Source organism: Streptomyces sp. NBC_00250 (assembly GCF_036192275.1).
In the GTDB taxonomy this organism is placed as follows: Bacteria; Actinomycetota; Actinomycetes; order Streptomycetales; family Streptomycetaceae; genus Streptomyces.
The window spans coordinates 6,718,980-6,740,588 of the sequence record NZ_CP108088.1 but is presented as its reverse complement, the minus strand read 5'-3'; the positions used below and the strand labels follow the sequence as shown (position 1 = coordinate 6,740,588).

The 21,609-nt window shown below is 72.6% G+C and carries 16 protein-coding genes; 7 read left to right on the top strand and 9 right to left on the bottom strand.

Annotated features, from left to right (window positions below):
• Positions 1-37 precede the first annotated feature (37 nt).
• From OG259_RS30510 to OG259_RS30500, 3 genes are all read right to left on the bottom strand, one after another.
• Positions 38-1,498, bottom strand: a complete 1,461-nt coding sequence (locus OG259_RS30510) for a glutamate synthase subunit beta (protein ID WP_328945172.1) — start codon at positions 1,496-1,498, stop codon at positions 38-40.
• Positions 1,491-6,056 (bottom strand): glutamate synthase large subunit, encoded by a 4,566-nt coding sequence (gltB, locus tag OG259_RS30505; protein WP_328945171.1) that lies wholly within the window; start codon positions 6,054-6,056, stop codon positions 1,491-1,493. Before gltB ends, OG259_RS30510 begins: the two co-directional genes overlap by 8 nt.
• 539 nt (positions 6,057-6,595) lie before the next feature.
• The gene (locus OG259_RS30500) at positions 6,596-7,324 is read right to left on the bottom strand and encodes a VIT1/CCC1 transporter family protein (RefSeq protein ID WP_328945170.1); all 729 of its coding nucleotides are present in this window, start codon (positions 7,322-7,324) and stop codon (positions 6,596-6,598) included.
• Positions 7,325-7,578: 254 nt separating this feature from the next.
• Between OG259_RS30500 and OG259_RS30495 the strand changes: the two genes are divergently transcribed.
• The 7 genes from OG259_RS30495 to OG259_RS30465 are packed head-to-tail and all read left to right on the top strand — an operon-like array spanning position 7,579 to position 15,782.
• On the top strand, positions 7,579-8,574 hold the full coding sequence (locus OG259_RS30495; protein WP_328945169.1) for an ADP-ribosylglycohydrolase family protein: 996 nt from the start codon (positions 7,579-7,581) through the stop codon (positions 8,572-8,574).
• Positions 8,574-10,037 (top strand): ADP-ribosylglycohydrolase family protein, encoded by a 1,464-nt coding sequence (locus tag OG259_RS30490; RefSeq protein WP_328945168.1) that lies wholly within the window; start codon positions 8,574-8,576, stop codon positions 10,035-10,037. Before OG259_RS30495 ends, OG259_RS30490 begins: the two co-directional genes overlap by 1 nt.
• Positions 9,994-11,172 carry an ADP-ribosylglycohydrolase family protein gene (locus OG259_RS30485; protein ID WP_328945167.1) on the top strand — a complete coding sequence of 393 codons (1,179 nt, stop codon included), beginning with the start codon at positions 9,994-9,996 and terminating at the stop codon, positions 11,170-11,172. Before OG259_RS30490 ends, OG259_RS30485 begins: the two co-directional genes overlap by 44 nt.
• Positions 11,169-12,770 (top strand): ADP-ribosylglycohydrolase family protein, encoded by a 1,602-nt coding sequence (locus tag OG259_RS30480; RefSeq protein ID WP_328945166.1) that lies wholly within the window; start codon positions 11,169-11,171, stop codon positions 12,768-12,770. The genes OG259_RS30485 and OG259_RS30480 overlap by 4 nt, the downstream gene beginning before the upstream one ends.
• On the top strand, positions 12,767-13,693 hold the full coding sequence (rbsK, locus tag OG259_RS30475; RefSeq protein ID WP_328945165.1) for a ribokinase: 927 nt from the start codon (positions 12,767-12,769) through the stop codon (positions 13,691-13,693). Before OG259_RS30480 ends, rbsK begins: the two co-directional genes overlap by 4 nt.
• The gene (locus tag OG259_RS30470; protein ID WP_328945164.1) at positions 13,690-14,931 is read left to right on the top strand and encodes a CaiB/BaiF CoA transferase family protein; all 1,242 of its coding nucleotides are present in this window, start codon (positions 13,690-13,692) and stop codon (positions 14,929-14,931) included. Before rbsK ends, OG259_RS30470 begins: the two co-directional genes overlap by 4 nt.
• 5 nt (positions 14,932-14,936) lie before the next feature.
• A complete protein-coding gene (locus OG259_RS30465; protein ID WP_328947221.1) occupies positions 14,937-15,782 on the top strand; it encodes an HpcH/HpaI aldolase/citrate lyase family protein in 846 nt (281 codons plus the stop codon).
• Positions 15,783-15,857: 75 nt separating this feature from the next.
• Here the strand turns inward: OG259_RS30465 and lgt are convergent, their stop codons facing one another.
• The 6 genes from lgt to trpC form a co-directional block, all read right to left on the bottom strand.
• Complete coding sequence (gene lgt, locus OG259_RS30460; protein WP_328945163.1) at positions 15,858-16,841, bottom strand: prolipoprotein diacylglyceryl transferase; 984 nt, start codon at positions 16,839-16,841, stop codon at positions 15,858-15,860.
• 87 nt (positions 16,842-16,928) lie between these two features.
• Positions 16,929-17,780 carry a DsbA family protein gene (locus OG259_RS30455; RefSeq protein WP_328945162.1) on the bottom strand — a complete coding sequence of 284 codons (852 nt, stop codon included), beginning with the start codon at positions 17,778-17,780 and terminating at the stop codon, positions 16,929-16,931.
• Between the two features lie 63 nt (positions 17,781-17,843).
• A complete protein-coding gene (gene trpA, locus OG259_RS30450) occupies positions 17,844-18,671 on the bottom strand; it encodes a tryptophan synthase subunit alpha (RefSeq protein WP_328945161.1) in 828 nt (275 codons plus the stop codon).
• Positions 18,668-19,906 (bottom strand): tryptophan synthase subunit beta, encoded by a 1,239-nt coding sequence (gene trpB, locus OG259_RS30445; RefSeq protein ID WP_328945160.1) that lies wholly within the window; start codon positions 19,904-19,906, stop codon positions 18,668-18,670. Before trpB ends, trpA begins: the two co-directional genes overlap by 4 nt.
• Before the next feature lie 493 nt (positions 19,907-20,399).
• Positions 20,400-20,660 carry a tryptophan biosynthesis modulator TrpM gene (trpM, locus tag OG259_RS30440; protein WP_328945159.1) on the bottom strand — a complete coding sequence of 87 codons (261 nt, stop codon included), beginning with the start codon at positions 20,658-20,660 and terminating at the stop codon, positions 20,400-20,402.
• Positions 20,661-20,667: 7 nt separating this feature from the next.
• Entirely contained in the window at positions 20,668-21,477 is an 810-nt protein-coding gene (gene trpC / locus OG259_RS30435) for an indole-3-glycerol phosphate synthase TrpC (RefSeq protein WP_030314603.1), read from the bottom strand.
• Positions 21,478-21,609: the final 132 nt, after the last annotated feature.

The following is a 21,609-nucleotide window of genomic DNA, read 5'->3' as shown; positions in this document are numbered from 1 at the left end:
TCGTTGTACGGGACGTTTTTCGGGGTGATCCGGCGGATCAGACCGTCAGGGAACGGTCCGTCGGGCGGATCGGGGCCGGCAGGGAGCTGGCTCCGGTCAGGTAGCGGTCCACGCCGCGGGCGGCGGAGCGGCCCTCGGCGATGGCCCAGACGATGAGGGACTGACCGCGGCCGGCGTCGCCGGCGACGTACACGCCATCGACGTTGGTGGCGAAGTCCGCGTCTCGGGCGATGTTACCGCGCTCGTCGAGGTCCAGACCGAACTGGGCGACCAGGCCGTTCTCCACGTCCGTGCCGGTGAAGCCCATCGCGAGCGTGACCAGCTGGGCGGGGATCTTGCGCTCCGTGCCCGGCTTCTGGGTCAGCCTGCCCTCGACGAACTCGACCTCGACGAGGTGGAGGAACTGGACGTTGCCGTCCTCGTCGCCCTCGAAGTGGGTGGTGGAGACGGAGTAGACCCGCTCGCCGCCCTCCTCGTGCGCGGAGGTGACCTTGTACAGCATGGGGAAGGTCGGCCAGGGCTGGCCCGGGTTCCGCTCCTCGCCCGGTCGGGGCATGATCTCCAGCTGGGTGACGGAGGCCGCGCCCTGGCGGTGGGCCGTACCGACGCAGTCGGCGCCGGTGTCGCCGCCGCCGATGACGACGACGTGCTTGCCCTCGGCGGTGATCGGCGGGGCGACGAAGTCACCCTCGACGACCTTGTTCGCCAGCGGCAGGTACTCCATCGCCTGGTGGATGCCGGCCAGCTCACGGCCCGGGACGGGCAGGTCGCGGGCGGTGGTCGCGCCGGCGGCGATGACGACCGCGTCGTAGCGGTTGCGGAGCGCCGTCGCCGGCATGTCGCGGCCGATCTCGACGCCGGTGCGGAACTTGGTGCCCTCCGCGCGCATCTGCTCGATGCGGCGGTTGATGTGCCGCTTCTCCATCTTGAACTCGGGGATGCCGTACCGGAGGAGTCCTCCGATGCGGTCCGCGCGCTCGTAGACGGCGACGGTGTGGCCGGCCCGGGTCAGCTGCTGGGCGGCGGCGAGACCCGCCGGGCCGGAGCCGATGACGGCGACGGTCTTGCCGGAGAGGCGCTCGGGCGCCTGCGGCTTGACGTCGTTGGCGTCCCACGCCTTGTCGATGATGGAGACTTCGACGTTCTTGATGGTGACGGCCGGCTGGTTGATGCCGAGCACGCACGCGGACTCGCACGGTGCCGGGCACAGGCGGCCGGTGAACTCCGGGAAGTTGTTGGTGGCGTGCAGGCGCTCCTGCGCCGCCGACCAGTCCTCGCGGTAGGCGTAGTCGTTCCACTCGGGGATCAGGTTCCCGAGCGGGCAGCCGTTGTGGCAGAACGGGATGCCGCAGTCCATGCAGCGGCCGGCCTGCTTGCTGATGATCGGCAGCAGGGAGCCGGGAACGTAGACCTCGTTCCAGTCCCGGACGCGCTCGCCCACGGGGCGGGTCTTGGCGACCTCGCGACCGGTGGACAGGAAGCCCTTGGGGTCAGCCATTGGTCGCCGCCTCCATCATCTTCTCGGTGGTCTCGGCCTCGGAGAGACCGGCGAGCTCAGCGGCGTCCTTGGCGGCGAGCACTGCCTTGTACGTGGTGGGGATGATCTTGCTGAACCGGTCCGCGTTCACGGCCCAGTCGGCAAGCAGCTTCTCGGCGACCGTGGAGCCGGTCTCCTCGTGGTGGCGGCGCACGACGTCGTGCAGCCACGCCTTGTCGGAGTCCGACAGGGTCTCGATCGCGCCCAGGTTGCCGGAGTTGACGTTGTCCCGGTCGAGGTCGACGACGTAGGCGACACCGCCCGACATGCCGGCCGCGAAGTTGCGTCCGGTCTCGCCGAGGACGACCGCCGTACCACCGGTCATGTACTCGCAGCCGTGGTCGCCCACGCCTTCCGAGACGACCAGGGCGCCGGAGTTGCGGACGCAGAAGCGCTCGCCGGTGCGGCCGCGGAGGAACAGTTCACCGCCGGTCGCGCCGTACCCGATGGTGTTGCCCGCGATGGTCGAGTACTCGGCGAGGTGGTCGGCGCCCCGGTCGGGGCGGACGATCACCCGGCCGCCGGAGAGGCCCTTGCCGACGTAGTCGTTGGCGTCGCCCTCCAGGCGGAGGGTGACACCGTTCGGCAGGAAGGCGCCGAACGACTGGCCCGCCGAGCCGGTGAAGGTGATGTCGATGGTGTCGGCCGGGAGGCCGGCGCCGCCGAACCGCTTCGTCACCTGGTGGCCGAGCATGGTGCCGACCGTGCGGTTGATGTTGCGGATGGCGACCTGGGCGCGGACCGGCTGGGCCTCCTCGGCGGAGGCGGCGTTCAGGGCCTCGGCGGCGAGCTGGATCAGCTCGTTGTCGAGGGCCTTCTCCAGACCGTGGTCCTGCTCGATCAGGGCGTGGCGGACCGCACCCTCGGGCAGCTCCGGCACGTAGAAGAGCGGCTCCAGGTCGAGACCCTGCGCCTTCCAGTGGGTGACGGCGCGGCTGGTGTCGAGCAGCTCGGCGTGGCCGACGGCCTCTTCGAGGGTGCGGAAGCCCAGCTCGGCGAGGATCTCACGGACCTCTTCGGCGATGAACTCGAAGAAGTTGACGACGAACTCCGGCTTGCCGGAGAAGCGGTCGCGCAGGACCGGGTTCTGGGTGGCGATGCCGACCGGGCAGGTGTCCAGGTGGCAGACGCGCATCATGACGCAGCCGGAGACGACGAGCGGCGCGGTCGCGAAACCGAACTCCTCGGCGCCGAGCAGCGCGGCGATGACGACGTCGCGGCCGGTCTTGAGCTGGCCGTCGGTCTGGACGACGATCCGGTCGCGCAGACCGTTGAGCAGCAGGGTCTGCTGGGTCTCGGCGAGGCCGAGCTCCCAGGGGCCGCCCGCGTGCTTGAGCGAGGTGAGCGGCGAGGCGCCCGTTCCGCCGTCGTGGCCGGAGATGAGGACGACGTCCGCGTGGGCCTTGGAGACACCGGCGGCGACCGTGCCGACGCCGACCTCGGAGACCAGCTTCACGTGGATGCGGGCGACCGGGTTGGCGTTCTTGAGGTCGTGGATCAGCTGAGCCAGGTCCTCGATGGAGTAGATGTCGTGGTGCGGCGGCGGCGAGATGAGGCCGACGCCGGGCGTCGAGTGACGCGTCTTGGCGACCCACGGGTAGACCTTGTGGCCGGGCAGCTGACCGCCCTCGCCGGGCTTGGCGCCCTGGGCCATCTTGATCTGGATGTCGTCGGCGTTGACCAGGTATTCGCTGGTGACGCCGAAGCGGCCAGAGGCGACCTGCTTGATCGCGGAGCGGCGGGCCGGGTCGTAGAGGCGGTCCGGGTCCTCGCCGCCCTCACCGGTGTTGGACTTGGCGCCCAGCTGGTTCATGGCGACGGCGAGGGTCTCGTGCGCCTCGCGGGAGATGGAGCCGTACGACATGGCGCCGGTGGAGAAGCGCTTGACGATCTCGGCGACCGACTCGACCTCGTCGACGGAGATCGCGGGGCGGTCCGAGGTGAAGCCGAAGAGGCCGCGGAGCGTCATCAGCCGCTCGGACTGCTCGTTCACCCGGTCCGTGTACTGCTTGAAGATGTCGTACCGCTTGTTGCGCGTGGCGTGCTGCAGGCGGAAGACGGTCTCCGGGTCGAACAGGTGCGGCTCGCCCTCGCGGCGCCACTGGTACTCGCCGCCGATGTCCAGGGCGCGGTGCGCCGAGGGGACGCCGGAGACGGGGTACGCCTTGGCGTGGCGGGCGGCGACCTCCTTGGCGACGACGTCGAGACCGGCGCCGCCGATCTTGGTGGCCGTGCCGTTGAAGTACGTGGCGACGAAGGTCTCGTCGAGGCCGACGGCCTCGAAGACCTGGGCGCCGCGGTAGGAGGCGACGGTGGAGATGCCCATCTTGGACATGACCTTGAGGACGCCCTTGCCGAGCGCGTAGATCAGGTTCCGGATGGCCTGCTCGGGCTCCAGGCCCTCGATGAAGGTGCCGGCGCGGACCAGGTCCTCGACGGACTCCATGGCGAGGTACGGGTTGACCGCCGCGGCGCCGTAGCCGATGAGCAGGGCGACGTGGTGGACCTCGCGGACGTCACCCGCCTCGACGAGCAGACCCACCTTGGTGCGCTGCTTGGTGCGGATGAGGTGGTGGTGGACGGCCGCGGTGAGCAGCAGCGAGGGGATCGGCGCGTGCTCGGCGTCGGAGTGCCGGTCGGAGAGCACGATGAGGCGGGCGCCGCCCTCGATGGCGGTGTCGGCCTCGGCGCAGATGGCCTCGATGCGGGCGGCGAGGGCCTCGCCGCCGCCGGAGACCCGGTAGAGGCCGGAGAGGGTCGCGGCCTTCATGCCGGGCATGTCGCCGTCGGCGTTGATGTGGATGAGCTTGGCCAGCTCGTCGTTGTCGATCACCGGGAAGGGCAGGGTGACGCTGCGGCACGACACGGGGGTCGGCTCAAGGAGGTTGCCCTGGGGGCCGAGCGAGGAGCGCAGCGAGGTCACGAGCTCTTCGCGGATGGCGTCCAGCGGCGGGTTGGTGACCTGCGCGAACAGCTGGGTGAAGTAGTCGAAGAGCAGCCGCGGCCGGGCGGACAGGGCCGCGATCGGCGAGTCCGTGCCCATGGAGCCGAGGGGCTCGCCGGCGGTGCGGGCCATCGGGGCGAGGATGACGCGGAGTTCTTCCTCGGTGTAGCCGAAGGTCTGCTGGCGGCGGGTGACCGAGGCGTGGGTGTGCACGATGTGCTCGCGCTCGGGGAGGTCGGAGAGCTCGATCTCCCCGGTCTCCAGCCACTCGGCGTACGGGTTCTCGGCGGCGAGGGCGGCCTTGATCTCGTCGTCCTCGACGATGCGGTGCTCGGCGGTGTCGACGAGGAACATCTTGCCGGGCTGGAGGCGGCCCTTGCGGACGACCTTGGCGGGGTCGATGTCGAGGACGCCGACCTCGGAGGAGAGGACGACGAGGCCCTCGTCGGTGACCCAGTAGCGGCCGGGGCGCAGACCGTTGCGGTCGAGGACCGCGCCGACCTGGACGCCGTCGGTGAAGGTGACGCAGGCCGGGCCGTCCCAGGGCTCCATCATCGTGGAGTGGTACTGGTAGAAGGCGCGGCGGGCCGGGTCCATGGTCTCGTGGTTCTCCCACGCCTCCGGGACCATCATCAGGACCGCGTGGGGCAGGGAGCGGCCGCCGAGGTGGAGGAGCTCCAGGACCTCGTCGAAGGAGGCCGAGTCGGAGGCGTCCGGGGTGCAGACCGGGAAGATCCGGTCCAGCGAGCCCTCGCCGAAGACGGTGGAGTCGAGCTGGGCCTCGCGGGCGGTCATCCAGTTCCGGTTGCCCTTGACGGTGTTGATCTCACCGTTGTGGGCGACGAAGCGGTACGGGTGGGCCAGCGGCCAGCTCGGGAAGGTGTTGGTGGAGAACCGGGAGTGGACCAGGGCCACGGCGGTGGCGCAGCGGCGGTCCGACAGGTCCGGGAAGAAGGGCTCCAGCTGGCCGGTGGTCAGCATGCCCTTGTAGACGATGGTGCGGGCGGAGAGCGACGGGAAGTACGTCGCGGCCTCGCGCTCGGCGCGCTTGCGCAGGACGAAGGCCTTGCGGTCGAGCGCGATGCCGGTGGCCTCGCCGGCCGCGTCCGCGACGAAGAGCTGGCGGAAGACCGGCATGGTGGAGCGGGCGGAGGCGCCGAGGAGCTCGGGGGCGACGGGGACCTCACGCCAGCCGAGGACGTTCAGGCCCTCGGCGGCGGCGATCGCCTCGATCTTCGCGGCGGTCTCGTCGGTGCCGTCCTCGGGGAGGAAGGCGATGCCGACGGCGTACGCGCCCGCCTCGGGGAGTTCGAATCCGGCGACCTCGCGGAGGAAGGTGTCCGGGACCTGGAACAGGATGCCGGCGCCGTCACCGGAGTCGGGCTCGGAGCCGGTGGCGCCGCGGTGTTCGAGGTTGCGCAGTACGGTCAGCGCCTGCTCGACCAGCGCGTGGCTGGCTACACCGGTGAGGGTGGCCACGAACCCGACACCACAGGCGTCGTGTTCGTTACGGGGGTCGTACATTCCCTGCTGAGCAGGGCGACCGTCCATGGGCGACCAGGCGTCGGAACGCATCGGCTCTCCCGTCGTCGTCGTGGCTGGGGGCACCTCCCAGACCACGTCTGGGGGAGCTACTGCCGAGGGACGACGTTGGCCCTCCGCGAAATTTCGTGCAGGTTACATGATGGCTGGCTTCTCGCGAAGTGGATAGCTCATTCCAACATGCGGACACCACCGACACGGAGCGGTGGTGTGGGTTCACCTGTGGTTTGCGAGGTCAGAGGCCTGTCTCGCGGGGACGGATCGAAGTGATCCGGAGGATCTCCGGGTCTTCGGCGACCCGTCACTGTGTGGGCTTCATTGCCCAGCGACGCTCATGCCTCATTCCCGTTGGTCACGGGTTCGAAACCGCCGAGTAACCGGCTACATATGTGGCGTCATGCATAGTGTCTCATCGCTTCGACGGATCGGACCAGGGATATACGTCACAGCCGATACGAGGCTTACATCCCGAAAAGGTGCCACGAAAAGGCCGAGAGGCCCCTTTCGGGAGCCTCTCGGCCTTCTGTGGGGGTGCGGATTCCGCACCCGGTCCCCCCTGCGTACGGGACGGGTTACAGCGCGGCCCCGAGGAGCACGCCGAGCCCGTACGTGACGGCCGCGGCGGCGCCGCCGAGGACGAGCTGTCGCATACCGCTGAAGAGCCAGCCGCGCGCGGTCACCCGGGCCACGAGCGCGCCGCAGGCGAAGAGCCCGACGAGCGCCAGCAGTACGGCGGGCCAGAGCGCGGTCGCCCCGAGCAGATACGGGAGCAGCGGGAGCAGCGCGCCGAGCGCGAAGGAACCGAAGGACGAGACCGCGGCCACCATCGGCGACGGCAGGTCGTCCGGGTCGATGCCGAGCTCCTCGCGGGCATGGATCTCCAGGGCCTGCTCGGGGTCCTTCGACAGCTGCATCGCGACCTCGCGGGCGAGCGCGGGCTCGACGCCGCGGGAGACGTAGAGCGCGGCGAGCTCCTCCATCTCGTCGATCGGGTGCTTGCGCAACTGGCGGCGCTCGACGTCCAGTTCGGCCTGGACGAGTTCGCGCTGCGAGGCGACGGAGGTGTATTCGCCGGCCGCCATGGAGAAGGCACCGGCCGCGAGTCCGGCGAGGCCGGTGATGACGACGGTCTGCGTGGAGACCGCGCCGCCGGCGACACCGGTCATCAGGGCGAGGTTGGACACGAGTCCGTCCATCGCCCCGAACACCGCCGGACGCAGCCAACCGCCGTTCACATCACGGTGCGTGTGGTTGTCGCGGTGGGCCTCGTGCAGTGGCGCCTGAGCTTCGATGATGGACATGGCTCTCCCCTCGTTCCGGCGGGCCGGGTTGCACCCGCCGCCCCCAACACCCTCGAAAATACGCGCGATGTAAGGGGCGCGCCAGCAAGGCAGGCCGTACTTACTAAGGCGTGCCTTGCTGCGTGAACCGGGTTCTGGCGAGGTGTCAGGCGGGTGACAGAGACGTTTCTTCAGCGAGTTCCCGGCCCGCGGTGGCACAGATCCAGACATCGGGGCGCCATCGATGCGCCCCCACCGAGGAAGGGGCCACGGACATGGTGACCACCACGGCATGCGATGTGCGCGAGCGGGCGAGAGGGGCACTCCTCGGCCTCGCCGTCGGCGACGCGCTCGGCGCGCCCGCCGAGAACATGCGGCCCTCCGAGATCCGCCGCCGCTGGGGCCGGATCGAGGGCTTCGTGACGGACAGCCCGGCGGGCACCGACGACACCGAGTACGCCATCTTCTCGGCGCTGCTCCTCGCCCGGCACGGCTCGGCGCTCACCGTCCACCACGTCGAACGGGCCTGGCACCACTGGATCGCCGACCTCGACGAAGGCCCGTTCCGGGGCGCGGGCTTCTCGGAGCGCGGCACCCTGGAGAACCTGCGCCGGGGCCTCGCCGCGCCGATCTCCGCGCAGCACCGGCACGCCTGGAGCGACGGTCTCGCCATGCGGGCGGCGCCGTTCGGGGTGTTCGCTGCGGGCCGCCCGGCGGAGGCGGCCCGACTGGTCGCGATCGACGGCAGCGTCAGCCACGACGGCGAGGGCATCTACGGCGGCCAGGCGGTCGCGGCGGGCGTCGCGGCGGCGATGACGGGAGCGGGCGTGACCTCGGTGATCGCGGCGGCCCTCTCGGCCGTCCCGATGGACTCGTGGACGGCCCGCTCGCTGCGCCGCGCGGTCGTCGCCGCCCAGCGCGTCCAGCCGGACCCGCTCACCCGCGAACGCCAGGTCCGCTCGGCAGTCGTCATCGGCGGCTACCCCTGGACGGACCTGGCCCCGGAAGCGGTGGGCCTGGCGTTCGGCGCCTTCGCGGCGGCCCGGGGCGACTTCCGTACGGCGGTCCTGACGGCCGTCAACATGGGCCGCGACGCCGACACCACGGCGGCGGTGGCGGGCGCGCTGGCCGGCGCGGCCGGCGGACTGCGGTCGATCCCCGAGGAATGGGCCTCCGCCATCACCCCCGTCACCGGCAGCTGCCTCCCCTCCATGCGCGGCTACCACGTCCTGGACGTGGCCGACCTCCTGACCCCGGAGGGAGAATCCTGATGAGCGCCGACACGACGACGGCAGCAGTGGACGCGGGCCACTCCCTCGCCTCCGCGGGCAACGCCCCCACCGCTGTGGGCAATCGTTCCGCAGGGCGGTGGGGGAACCCCCAGACGGAGTCTGGGGGAGGGTGGGCACAGCACCCATTGCCGGATACCGGCCCCCTGCTCGGCGCCCACCAGGACCTGACGGTGACCCCGGTGCCGGGCACCGACTCGCTGGACCTCGCCCCACCCCACGGCACGGGTTCATGGGGCGGCGCCCATGAGGCCCGACAGCCCGAGGCCCCCCGCAGGCCACCGCGCGACGCGATCGAAGGCCTCCTCCTGGGCCTCGCCGCAGGCGACGCCGCAGGATGGCCCGCCGCCAGGCACCGCGCCGCCCGCATGCCCGAGTGGACCCGCCGCCTCACCCGCGAACTCGACACCTTCGCCGAACAGAACGCCACGACCACCCTCCCCGTCCCCATCGCCCTCAACCAGCCCCCCGAACCCCTCCGTCTCGGCCCCTCCGACGACGCCGAGTGGGCGGCCTTCACCGCCGAGGCGATCCTCACCGCCTCGGGCCCGGTCTTCACCGGCCTCCCCCCGGAGCGCAGACTCCGCGCCGCCGTCGACCTCACCTGGAACGCCCTCGCCGGACAGGTCGCCGCCGCCGCCGACCGCGCCCCGGAGGTCGAGTCCGCCGTTCTCCCCCTCCGCGCCCGGATCTCCGTCCGCGCGGGCCTCGGCAACCTCGCCACCGGCCTGCGCCCGCCCGCCACCGGCCACGACAACCCGCACTTCTTCGACGACGCGGCCTGCGTCCGGGCCGTCGTCCTGGCCGTCGTCCACCCCGGCGACCCCCGCGCCGCCGCCGAACTCGCCGAGTTCGACGCCCGGTACACCCAGGACGGCGACGGAGTCCACGGTGCCCGCGCGATGGCGGCGGCCGTCGCCGCGGCGCTCGGCGGGGCGACGGTCGACGAGGCCGTCGAGGCCTCCCTCGCCGAACTCCCGCCCGTCACCGAGATCGGCCGCAACGCCCGCTACGCGGTGAAGCTCGCCCAGACCGCCGGTTCGGCCTTCGAGCTGGTCCCGCTCCTGGAGCACCAGATCGTGGACCACGTCTACAGCTACGGCATCGCCGCCGCCGAGACCGTCCCGGTGGCGCTCGCCCTCGCCACCGCCGCCCGGGGCGAGATGACGGCCGCGGTGCCGGCCGCCGTCTGCCTCTCCCGGGTCGCCGACTCCGCTCCCGCCCTGGCGGGCGCGCTCACCGGGGCGCTGGGCGGGGGCCGTTCGGTGCCGACGACCTGGCGCGAAGCGTGCCGGACGCTGGCGGGCTGCGCGCTGCCCCGGCTCGCGGGGACGGATCTGGTCGAACTCGCCGGGCTGCTCGCAGCCACGGAACCGGCCACCCCGGGTGGACAATTCCGACATGACCCCCACAGCGACAACCACAGTGACACCCACGCTGGATGACCGGATCACCGGAAGTCTCCTCGGGGCCGCCGTCGGCGACGCGCTCGGCGGCCCCGTCGAGGGCTACACCCCCGAGCAGATCGTGGAACGCCACGGCGGCCGCGTCACCGGGATCGTCGGCCCCTGGAACGGCGACGCGTGGCGGACCGCCCGCCCCATCGCCCCGTACCACAAGGGCGACGGGCACGTCACCGACGACACCTTGATGACCCATGCCCTGATCAGGGTGTACGAGAAGGTCCGCGGCCACCTCGACGCCTACGCGGTCGCGGACCACCTCGTCCCCGACCTGATGGGCTCCCCCGTCTGGATCCCCGAACTGGAGGCGGAGGCACTCCCGCTCCAGCGGATCTTCCTGGCCGAGAAGTGGCTGGTGGCTCGTCTCCACTACGGCCATGTGGACCCGCGCGAGGCCGGCAGCGGCAACATCGTCAACTGCGGCGCCGCGATGTACATGGCCCCGGTCGGGCTCGTCAACGCGGCCCACCCGGAGGCCGCGTACGCCGAGGCCCTCGACGTCGCCGGCGCGCACCAGTCCTCGTACGGCCGTGAGGCGGCGGGAGTGTTCGCGGCGGCGGTGGCGGCGGCGTGCGTGCCGGGCGCCACCCCGTCGTCGGTGGTCGGCACTGCCCTGGCGCTCGCGAAGGACGGCACGCGGTCGGCGATCGAGGCCGTGGCGGAAGTGGCGTCCCGGCACAGGGACTTCGAGTCGGCGCTGACCCCGCTCCGCAAGGCGGTGGCCCCCTTCGACTCGGTGGGCAGCGACTACCGCGCGCCGGGCCTGGGCGCCCGGCGCCCGTCCCGCCTCCATGCGATCGAGGAACTCCCGATCGCCCTCGGCATGCTCCTCGTCGGGGAGGGCGACTTCCGCCGTACGGTCCTGGGCGCCGTCAACTACGGCCGTGACTGCGACTCGATCGCGACGATGGCGGGCGCGGTCGTCGGCGCGCTGCACGGCGAGTCGGCGGTGCCTTCGGACTGGGCGAAGCAGGTCGCGGAGGCGAGCCGCCTGGACCTCCACGCCCCGGCGAGGGCGCTGACGGCGGTGGCCCAGGAGATCTTCACCCAGGACCGGGAACGCCGCCGGTCCCACGAGCAGGCGTTCGCCGCCCTGACCGGCGCGGCCGCCCGATGAACCTCCGCCTGACCTGGGTCCAGCCGGAGGACCTGGTGGGCCATGAACTCCGCCAGGCGGCGGAGGACGGCCGCGACGCGCAGGAGGTCGCCGCCCGCTGGCAGCGGGCCGGCGGCCCCCCTGCCCCACCCGAGGCCGGCGCATCACCGACCCCCCGCCCGGACCTCCGCCCCCTGGCCGAGAGCCTCCTGGACGCCCTGTCGGCTCTCCCGGCCCCCTTGCTCCTCCGGGAACCGACATCCCTACCGGAGATCAGATCCCTGACGACCCCCCGCACCGCCCCTCCCCCGGCCCCTGACGGGACCGGGCACGAAACACAGGGGTCCCCCGGGGCCGGGTACGCATCACCGGGGTCCCCCGGGTCCGGGTACGCATCACCGGGGTCCCCCGGGTCCGAGGACGAAAAGCCGAGGCACCGCGGGTCCGGGGGCAGCGCCCCCGCCGGGCCGTTCCTCGCGCGCGAAGCGCCGCGATCCCGGGGGTTCGGGGGCGGCCCCGGTCGCGTCAGGGTTTCGGGAAGGGGCGGGGTGGGGGAAGACACCGCCCTCCGCGACCGCCTGCACGCCGCCTGGCTGGGCCGCGCCGCCGGCTGCCTCCTCGGCAAGCCCGTCGAGAAGCTCCCCCTCACAGCCATCCGCGCCCTCGCCCGCGCCACCGGCAACTGGCCCCTCTCCACCTGGTTCACCGCCCGCGGCGTCCCGCCCGAGCTGCTCACCGCGCACCCCTGGAACCGTCGCTCCGCCCCGACCTCCCTCGCCGAGAACATCGACGGGATGCCCGAGGACGACGACCTCAACTACCCCCTCCTCAATCTGCTGCTCCTCCAGCGGTACGGCCGCGACTTCACCACCGCCGACGTCGCCCGCCTCTGGCTCGACGAGCTGCCCGCGGGCCGCGCCTTCACGGCCGAGCGCGTCGCCTACCGCAATCTCCTCGACGGGATCGAACCCCCGCTGACGGCCGTCCACCGCAACCCGTTCCGCGAGTGGATCGGCGCCCAGATCCGGGCCGACGTCCACGGCTGGACGCACCCGGGCGCCCCGCGCGCCGCCGCCGAGCAGGCGTACCGCGACGCCACCCTCACCCACACCGCGAACGGCGTCTACGGCGCCATGTTCGTCGCCGCCACCCTCGCCACCGCCGCGACCGGCACCGCCGACGTCCATCAGGCGCTCGCCGAGGGACTCGCCGTGATCCCACCCCGCTCCCGCCTCGCGCAGGCGGTCCGCCGGGGGATCGGACTCGCCCACGACATCCCCGACTTCGACACCGTCGTCGACCGCCTGCACGCCGAACTCGGCGGGTACCACTGGGTGCATGCCGTCCCCAACGCCGCCCTGCTCGCCGCGGCCCTCACCCACGCCGACGGCGACTTCACGCGCTCCGTCTGCGCGGCGGTCTCCGGCGGCTGGGACACCGATTCCAACGGCGCCACCGCCGGTTCGGTCGCCGGGCTGCTCGCCGGGCACCCCGACCGGCTGCCCGAGCGCTGGACCTCCCCCCTCAAGAACCGTCTCGCGACCTCGGTCCCGTCCTTCGACGGCATCGGCTTCGACACCCTGGCCGAACTGACCCATCTGGAGGCAGTACGCCCATGACCAGCATCGTCGTACTCGGCAGCACCAACATGGACCTCGTCGCCTACGTGCCGAAGGCCCCGGCCCTCGGCGAAACCGTCACCGGCCGCTCCTTCCGTACGATCCCCGGCGGCAAGGGCGCCAACCAGGCCGTCGCCGCCGCGCGCGCCGGCGCCGAGGTGTCGATGATCGGCGCGGTCGGCGCCGACGACTTCGGCACCCGGCTCCGGGCCACCCTCGAACACTGCTCGGTGGACACCGACCTCCTGCGCACCGCCGAGGGCGCCTCCGGCACCGCGCACATCGTCGTCGACGACGAGGGCGGCAACGCGATCGTCGTCGTCCCCGGCGCGAACGGCACCGTCACCTCCCTCGACCACGGCGACGAGGCCCTCATCGGCACCGCCGACACCCTGCTCCTCCAACTCGAACTCCCCCTGTCCGTCGTCGTGGAGGGCGCCGCGACCGCCCGCCGCCTCGGCGTCCGTACCGTCCTCACCCCCGCCCCCGCCCAGCCACTCCCGCCCGAACTCCTCGCCTCCGTCGACCTGTTGGTCCCCAACGAGCACGAGGCCACCGCGCTCACCGGCCTGACCGACCCCCGCGAGGCCGCCCTGGCCCTGCTCCGTGACGTCCCCGAGGTCGTCATCACCCTGGGGGCGGCGGGCAGCCTGTACGCGGTCCGGGGCGCCGATCCGGTGACGGTGCCCGCGCCCCGCGTCCGGGCCGTGGACACCACCGGGGCCGGCGACACCTTCGTCGGCGCGCTCGCGGTCGCCCTCGGCGAGGGCCGCCCCGCACCCGAGGCCCTCGCCTGGGCGGGGACCGCCGCCGCGCTCTCCGTCCAGCGCGAGGGCGCGTCGACGTCGATGCCGTTCCGCACCGAGATCGAGGCCGCCTTCGGCTCCCTCGACGAGACCGAGAGGGAGACCGACCGCGTATGACCACCACCCCGCACACCCCCGCGGCGCCCTCCCCCGCAGCCGCGCCCACACCTCGTGCCCCCCTGCACGGCCTGCGCGTCCTGGATCTCGCGACCCTCTTCGCCGGCCCGCTCGCCGCCATGATGCTGGGCGACTTCGGCGCCGACGTGGTCAAGGTCGAGCACCCCCGGAAGCCCGACCCGTCCCGTGGTCACGGCCCCGCCAAGGACGGCATCGGTCTCTGGTGGAAGGTCCTGGGCCGCAACAAGCGGGCGATCACCCTCGATCTCTCCTCGCCCGGCGGCCGGGACACCCTCCTCGCGCTCGCCGCCGACGCCGACGTGATCGTGGAGAACTTCCGCCCCGGCACCCTGGAACGCTGGGGCCTGGGCTGGGAGGAGCTCTCCACCGTCAACCCGCGTCTGGTCCTCACCCGGGTCACCGGCTTCGGCCAGTTCGGCCCGTACGCCCACCGCCCCGGCTTCGGCACCCTCGCCGAGGCGATGAGCGGTTTCGCCGCCATCACCGGCGAGCCCGAGGGCCCGCCCACCCTGCCCCCCTTCGGCCTGGCCGACTCGATCGCCGCCCTGGCCACGGCGTACGCCGTGATGACCGCGCTCACCGCGAGGACGACGACCGGGCGCGGCCAGGTCGTCGACATGGCGATCATCGAACCGATGCTCTCGGTCATCGGGCCCCACCCCCTCTGGTACGACCAACTCGGCTATGTCCAGCCCCGCACGGGCAACCGATCCCGCAACAACGCCCCGCGCAACACGTACCGCACCTCCGACGGCTCCTGGGTCGCCGTCTCGACCTCCGCCCAGTCCATCGCCGAACGCGTCATGGTCCTGGTCGGCCGCCCCGATCTGATCGACGAGCCGTGGTTCGCCGACGGCACGGGCCGGGCCGAGCACGCGGACGTCCTGGACGAGGTGGTCGGTTCGTGGATCGCCCGCCACACCCGGGACCAGGCCATGGACGCCTTCGAGAAGGCGGAGGCGGCGATCGCCCCGGTCTACGACATCCGGGACGTCGTCGCCGACCCCCAGTACCGGGCGCTCGGCACCGTCACCGAGGTGCAGGACCCCGAACTCGGCCCGATCAAGATGCAGAACGTCCTCTTCCGCCTCTCCGAGACCCCCGGAGGCATCCGCTGGCCCGGCCGGCCCCACGGCGCCGACACCACCGCCGTCCTCTCCGAACTCGGACTCAGCCCCGCCGAGATCGGCGCCCTCCGCGAGCAGGGAGCGGTATGAGCAACATGAGCGAGACCCCGGCCCGCGCGAACGGCACGGCGCGCCGCCGGCCCACCGCGACCGCCGTCACCTGGCTGTACGCCCCCGGCGACCGCCCCGAGGTGGTCCGCAAGGCACTGGCCTCCGGCGCCGATGTCGTCATCGTCGATCTGGAGGACGCGGTCGCCCCGCACCGCAAGGCGTACGCCCTCGCCGCCACGGCCGATCTGCTCGCGGACCCGCACCCCGTCCCGGTCCACGTCCGCGTCCACACCCCGCGCGACATCCCCACCCTGGCCCTCCTCCCCGGCCTCCACGGTCTTCGCGTTCCCAAGGTGACACACGCCACTGACATCCACCGGCTCGCCGAGCTCGCCCCGGGCCTCCCGCTCTACCCGCTCCTGGAGAACGCCCTCGCCGTGGAGCACGCGTACGCCATCGCCACCGCCCACCCCGCCGTCCGCGGCATCGCGCTCGGAGAGGCCGATCTCCGCGCGGACCTGGGCGTACGGGAGGACTGCGGCCTGGACTGGTCGCGCGGCCGGGTGGTGGTCGCGGCCCGCGCGGCCGCCCTCCCGCCCCCGGCCCAGTCGGTCCATCCCGACATCGGCGACATGGACGCGCTGGCCGCGGGCTGCGCCCGGGGCCGGGCCATGGGCTTCTTCGGCCGGGCGGCCATCCACCCCCGCCAGCTCCCGGTCATCGAGCGCGCCTATCTCCCCACCCCGGAGGAGGTCGACGCGGCACGGGAGGTCGTCGCGGCCGCCGGCCCCGAGCGGGGTGCCCTCGCCCTCCCGGACGGGCGCTTCGTGGACGCGGCGGTGGTGGCGGGCGCCCACCGGGTCCTCGCCCTCGCGGCCCGGACGGCGTGACTCCCCTGCCCGGGCATGCGAAAGGGCCGCCGGGACCTCTCGGTCCCGACGGCCCTTCGACCGGCTGGAAAAGGATCAGCTCTTGGTGGCGGACCCGGCGCCGTTGCCGGCCTTGTCCTCCAGGTCCCCGTCGGACGTGTCGGTGTCCGGAGCGTCGGTGTCCGGAGCGGCGTCCTTGAGCTCGCCGTCCGTCGGCCCGTCCGTCTCGGCGGCGTCACCGGACTTCTCCGCGCCGTCCTTCTCCGCGGCCTTCGGCTCCACGATCTCCTCGCGGCCCGGACGGATCCGCGCCGAGATCGCGATGTAGAGCACCGCGAGCACGAAGACGATGATCGCGGTCCACACGTTCAGGCGCAGGCCGAGGATGTGGTGGGCCTCGTCGACGCGCAGGTACTCGGTCCAGACGCGACCCGCGCAGTAGGCGGCGACGTACAGCGCGAAGGCGCGCCCGTGGCCGAGCTTGAAGCGGCGGTCGGCCCAGATGACGAGGACGGCGACGCCGACGCACCAGAGCGACTCGTACAGGAAGGTCGGGTGGTAGTACCCGGCCTCGCGGTTCGCGCTCTCGGTGATCTTCAGGGCCCACGGCAGATCGGTCGGCTTGCCGTAAAGCTCCTGGTTGAACCAGTTGCCCCAGCGGCCGATGGCCTGGGCGAACGCGATTCCGGGAGCGATGGCGTCGGCGTACGCCGGGAGCGGGATGCCCCGTCGGCGGCAGCCGATCCAGGCACCCACCGCGCCGAGCGCGATGGCGCCCCAGATACCGAGGCCGCCCTCCCAGATCTTGAAGGCGTCGACCCAGTTCTCACCCTCGCTGAAGTACAGCTGGTAGTCGGTGATCACGTGGTAGAGGCGTCCGCCGACGAGGCCGAAGGGCACCGCCCAGACGGCGATGTCGGCCACGGTGCCGGCAGTGCCGCCCCGGGCGATCCACCGCTTGTTGCCGTACCAGACGGCGACGAAGACACCGATGATGATGCAGAAGGCATAGCCGCGCAGCGGGATCGGTCCGAGGTTGATCACGCCGGTCGACGGGCTGGGAATGTAGGCAAGGTCCATGGCAGGACCGACGCTACCCTGCCGGGCGGGCGGGACGGCAGCCCACCCGGCAACGTATGGGTAACTAACCCAACCGGAAGCGGTGGCTCAGCCCGCCGAGGGAGAGACCGGAGCAGCCGGAGTGACCGGCGCGGCCGTGCCGGGCTTCTTGCCCTTGTTGGCCTCCGCGACCCACTTCTTCAGGTTCTCCGGGGAGATCTGCTCGCTCCCCTTCGTCGGGAAGATCGATTCTCCGTTGAGCAGGACGGTCGGCGTGCCGCGGAAGCCGCCGTTCTGGAAGGCCTCGTTCGACTTGACCACCCAGCTGTCGTGCGTCCCGTCGTTGACACAGGCGCGGAAGGCGGGCGTGTCGAGCCCCGGCACCTTCGCCGCCAGCTCGATCAGCTTGTCGTTGTCGCCGAAGGCGTCGTCCGTCTCCGGCGGCTGGTTGACGTAGAGCGTGTCGTGGTACGAGGTGAACTTCCCCGCGTCCTGGGCGCACGCGGCCGCGTTCGCCGCGCGCAGGGAGCCGCTGCCGCCCATGTTCCCGTCGATGAGGGTGGCGAGGTGGTACTCGGCCCTGAGCGCGCCCGAGGCCTCCAGCTCGTGGATGGTGTCCCGGAACGCGTTCTCGAACTGGGCGCACGCCGGGCAGCGGAAGTCCTCCCAGATCGCCAGCGTCGACGGGGCGTCCGTCTTCCCGGTGGGAATGGCGGGCTTGCCGTCCTCCTCGGTCGCTCCGGCCGGCGCGACGACCGGGCCGGCCTTGTCGGACCCGCTGTCCTTGTCGCCGCCCGCGGCGATCACGCCGACGACCGCGGCGAGACCGAGGACGCCGACCACCGCCGCCGACACGATCAGGACGCGCCGCTGCTTCTCGCGGGCCTTCTCTCGCTCACGCTGCTCCTTGAGGCGCTCCCGCGCGCTCCCCTTGCCGTCACCGCTGTTCTTCTCGCTCACGCCTCGGAAACGAACCGGGGAGGCACGTGCGTGCCTCCCCGGTCGCAGATCCACCCAAATGGGTTACGAAACGCGCCTCACGCCCTCGGCGAGTTCGGCCGCCAGTTCCTTTACGGCGGCGAGTCCCGCGGTCTCGTCGCCGTCGGCGTCCAGGATCCGCTTCACGAAGGCGGAGCCGACGATGACGCCGTCCGCGAAGGCGGCGACCTCCTTGGCCTGGGTGGCGTTGGAGACGCCGAGGCCGACGCACACCGGGAGCTCGGAGGTGGCGCGGGTGCGCCGGACGAGGTCGGCGGCCTCCTGGCCGACCGACTCGCGGGTGCCGGTGACACCCATGAGCGAGGCCGCGTAGACGAAGCCGGAGCCGGCCGCCGTGATGGTGGCCAGGCGCTCGTCCTTGCTGCTGGGCGCGACGACGAAGACGGTGGCGAGACCGTGCTTGTCGGCGTTCGCGCGCCAGACCGCGGACTCCTGGACCGGCAGGTCGGGCAGGATGCAGCCCGCGCCGCCGGCCGCGGCGAGCTCCTCGGTGAAGCGCTCGACGCCGTAGCGGTCGATCGGGTTCCAGTACGTCATGACGAGGACCGGCTTCCCGGTGGCCTCGTGGGCCTCGCGGACCGTGCGCATGACGTCGGCGATCTTGACGCCGCCGCGCAGGGCGATGTCGTCGGCGGTCTGGATGACCGGCCCGTCGAGGACCGGGTCGCTGTGCGGGAGGCCGACCTCGACCACGTCCGCGCCACCGTCGAAGACGGCCTTGATCGCCGCGATGCCGCCGTCGACGGTCGGGAAGCCGGCCGGGAGGTACGCGATGAGCGCGGCCCGGTTCTCCGCCTTCGCCTTGGCGAGGGTGTCGCTGAGCAGCTGGATGTTGCCGGTGCCGGTCGTCACTTGGAGCCCTCCCCGTCGTACAGGCCGAAGTAGCGGGCGGCCGTGTCCATGTCCTTGTCGCCGCGCCCGGAGAGGTTCACGAGGAGCAGGGCGTCCTTGCCGAGCTCCTTGCCGACCTCCAGGGCCCCGGCGAGGGCGTGCGCCGACTCGATGGCCGGGATGATGCCCTCGGTGCGGGAGAGCAGCCGCAGCGCCTGCATGGCGGCGTCGTCGGTGACGGCGCGGTACTCGCCGCGCCCGCTGTCCTTGAGGTACGCGTGCTCCGGGCCGATGCCCGGGTAGTCGAGGCCCGCCGAGATCGAGTACGGCTCGGTGATCTGGCCCTCCTCGTCCTGGAGGACGTACGACCGCGAACCGTGCAGGATGCCGGGCTCGCCGGCGGTGAGGGTGGCCGCGTGCTCGCCGGTCTCGACGCCGTGACCGGCCGGCTCGCAGCCGATCAGACGGACGTCCGCGTCGGGGACGAAGGCGTGGAAGAGGCCGATGGCGTTGGAGCCGCCGCCGACGCAGGCGATCGCCGCGTCGGGGAGGCGTCCGGCGCGCTCCAGGATCTGGCGGCGGGCCTCGACGCCGATGACCCGGTGGAAGTCGCGGACCATGGCGGGGAAGGGGTGCGGTCCCGCCACGGTGCCGAACAGGTAGTGCGTGCGGTCCACGTTGGCGACCCAGTCGCGGAACGCCTCGTTGATGGCGTCCTTGAGGGTGCGGCTGCCGGACTTCACCGCGATGACCTCGGCGCCGAGCATCCGCATCCGGGCCACGTTGAGGGCCTGGCGCTGGGTGTCGACCTCGCCCATGTAGATGGTGCAGTCGAGGCCGAACAGGGCGCAGGCGGTGGCGGTGGCCACGCCGTGCTGACCGGCGCCGGTCTCGGCGATGACGCGGGTCTTGCCCATGCGCTTGGTGAGCAGGGCCTGACCGAGCACGTTGTTGATCTTGTGCGAGCCGGTGTGGTTCAGGTCCTCGCGCTTGAGGAAGATCCGGGCGCCACCGGCGTGCTCGGCGAACCGGGGCACCTCCGTGAGGGCGCTCGGGCGGCCCGTGTAGTTGACCATCAGGTCGTTGAGCTCGCGGGCGAACTCCGGGTCGGACTTGGCCTTGTCGTACTCGACGGCGACCTCGTCCACGGCGGCGACGAGGGCCTCCGGGATGAACTTGCCGCCGTAGGCACCGAAGTAGCCCTCGGCGGTCGGGACCTGACCCTCCGGGTCTGGAATGAAGAACTCGCTGGACATGCGGATGCTCCTCGCGGGGCGGGGTGCCCCGTGCGTTGAACGTGCGGTCGATGGTCACGGTATGCGCACGACCCACTCACGTCCGCCAACGCCGGCCGATGCCGGGCCGCCCGCCTGGGCTGCGCCCGCCATGGGCCTCCGGCCGCTCACCCCGCCCGTTGTGGGCAATCGTTCCGCTGGAGCGGGACGGGTGGGCACAACGGACGGCGCCCCTTGCCGGGCCCAGGCTCGCCGCGCCCTGACCCGCACCCCATGTGCGCCGCACTTGTGGTGCGGGTTCAGGCACAAGGGGCGGAGGCGCCGCCGAGGGCGCCGTCCCGTGTGCCCACCCTCCCCCAGACTCCGTCCGGGGGGACCCCCACCGCCCCGCGGGACGATTGCCCACACGGGGGGGGCGGGCGCGGCGGTGCGGTGCCCACGCGGCGGTGGGTTGCGATGCCGGGCAACGGCGGGGCCACGGGGCCAAGGGCCTCGGTGGCTGGGCGTTGCTGCGTCAGTTCGTGATGGTGCGCGCGAGGCGCCGGCGCCATCGCATGCCGTTGACCTGGCCCGGCTCGTCCCCGATGACGTACCGGACCCGGCGGCCGTGGACACGGCGGGCGGGCGCGCGGCAGCCACGCGGACGGCAGCCCCGGGCCAGCGGGGCGTGCGGCGCGGGTACGGACGCGGCTGCGATCCGCAGCCTGCCTCCGCGCACGCCGACGGTCCCCCGGGCGGCGCCCGGAGGGGTCGGCGTGGCGCGGCGGCGGGTCATGTCGCGGTCAGCTCCGGCCGTGCCGGAGGGCCGGGTGGGCGCCGGCGGCGACCAGGTCGGCGACGGCGGCCTTCGGGTCGCGGCCGGTGACGAGCGATTCGCCGACCAGGACCGCGTCGGCGCCCGCGTTGGCGTAGGCGATGAGGTCGTGCGGGCCGCGGACGCCGGACTCGGCGATCTTGACGATGTGCGCGGGAATCTCGGGGGCGACGCGCTCGAAGGTGGAGCGGTCGACCTTGAGGGTCTTCAGGTTCCGCGCGTTGACGCCGATGATCCGGGCGCCCGCGTCGACGGCCCGCTCGACCTCGTCCTCGTCGTGGACCTCGACGAGCGGGGTGAGCCCGATGGACTCGGCGCGCTCGATGAGGGAGACCAGTGCCTCCTGCTCCAGGGCGGCGACGATGAGGAGCGCGAGATCCGCTCCGTACGCGCGTGCTTCCCAGAGCTGGTACGCGGTGACGATGAAGTCCTTGCGCAGGACCGGGATGTCGACCTTGGCCCTGACGGCCTCCAGGTCTGCGAGCGAGCCGCCGAAGCGGCGCTGCTCGGTGAGGACGGAGATGACGGCCGCGCCGCCCGCCTCGTAGTCCGCGGCGAGTCCGGCCGGGTCGGCGATCGCGGCGAGCGCGCCCTTGGACGGGCTGGAGCGCTTGACCTCGCAGATCACCTTGACGCCGTCGCCGCGCAGTGCGGCGACGCCGTCCTTGGCCTGCGGCGCCTTGGCGGCGCGCTCCTTGAGCTCGTCGAGGGTGACCCGCGCCTGCCGCTCTGCGAGGTCGGCGCGTACGCCTTCGATGATCTCGTCGAGCACACTCACGCGAGGGGCCCCCTTCCGGGACGGTGATGGTGATGATGAACCAGGTTCAGCCACATCGATCCTATCCGCAGGACGGCCCCGAGCTCGCATCGGCCGGAGGTGCGTCCCACCTGCTGGGACTCCCGTAGGGGT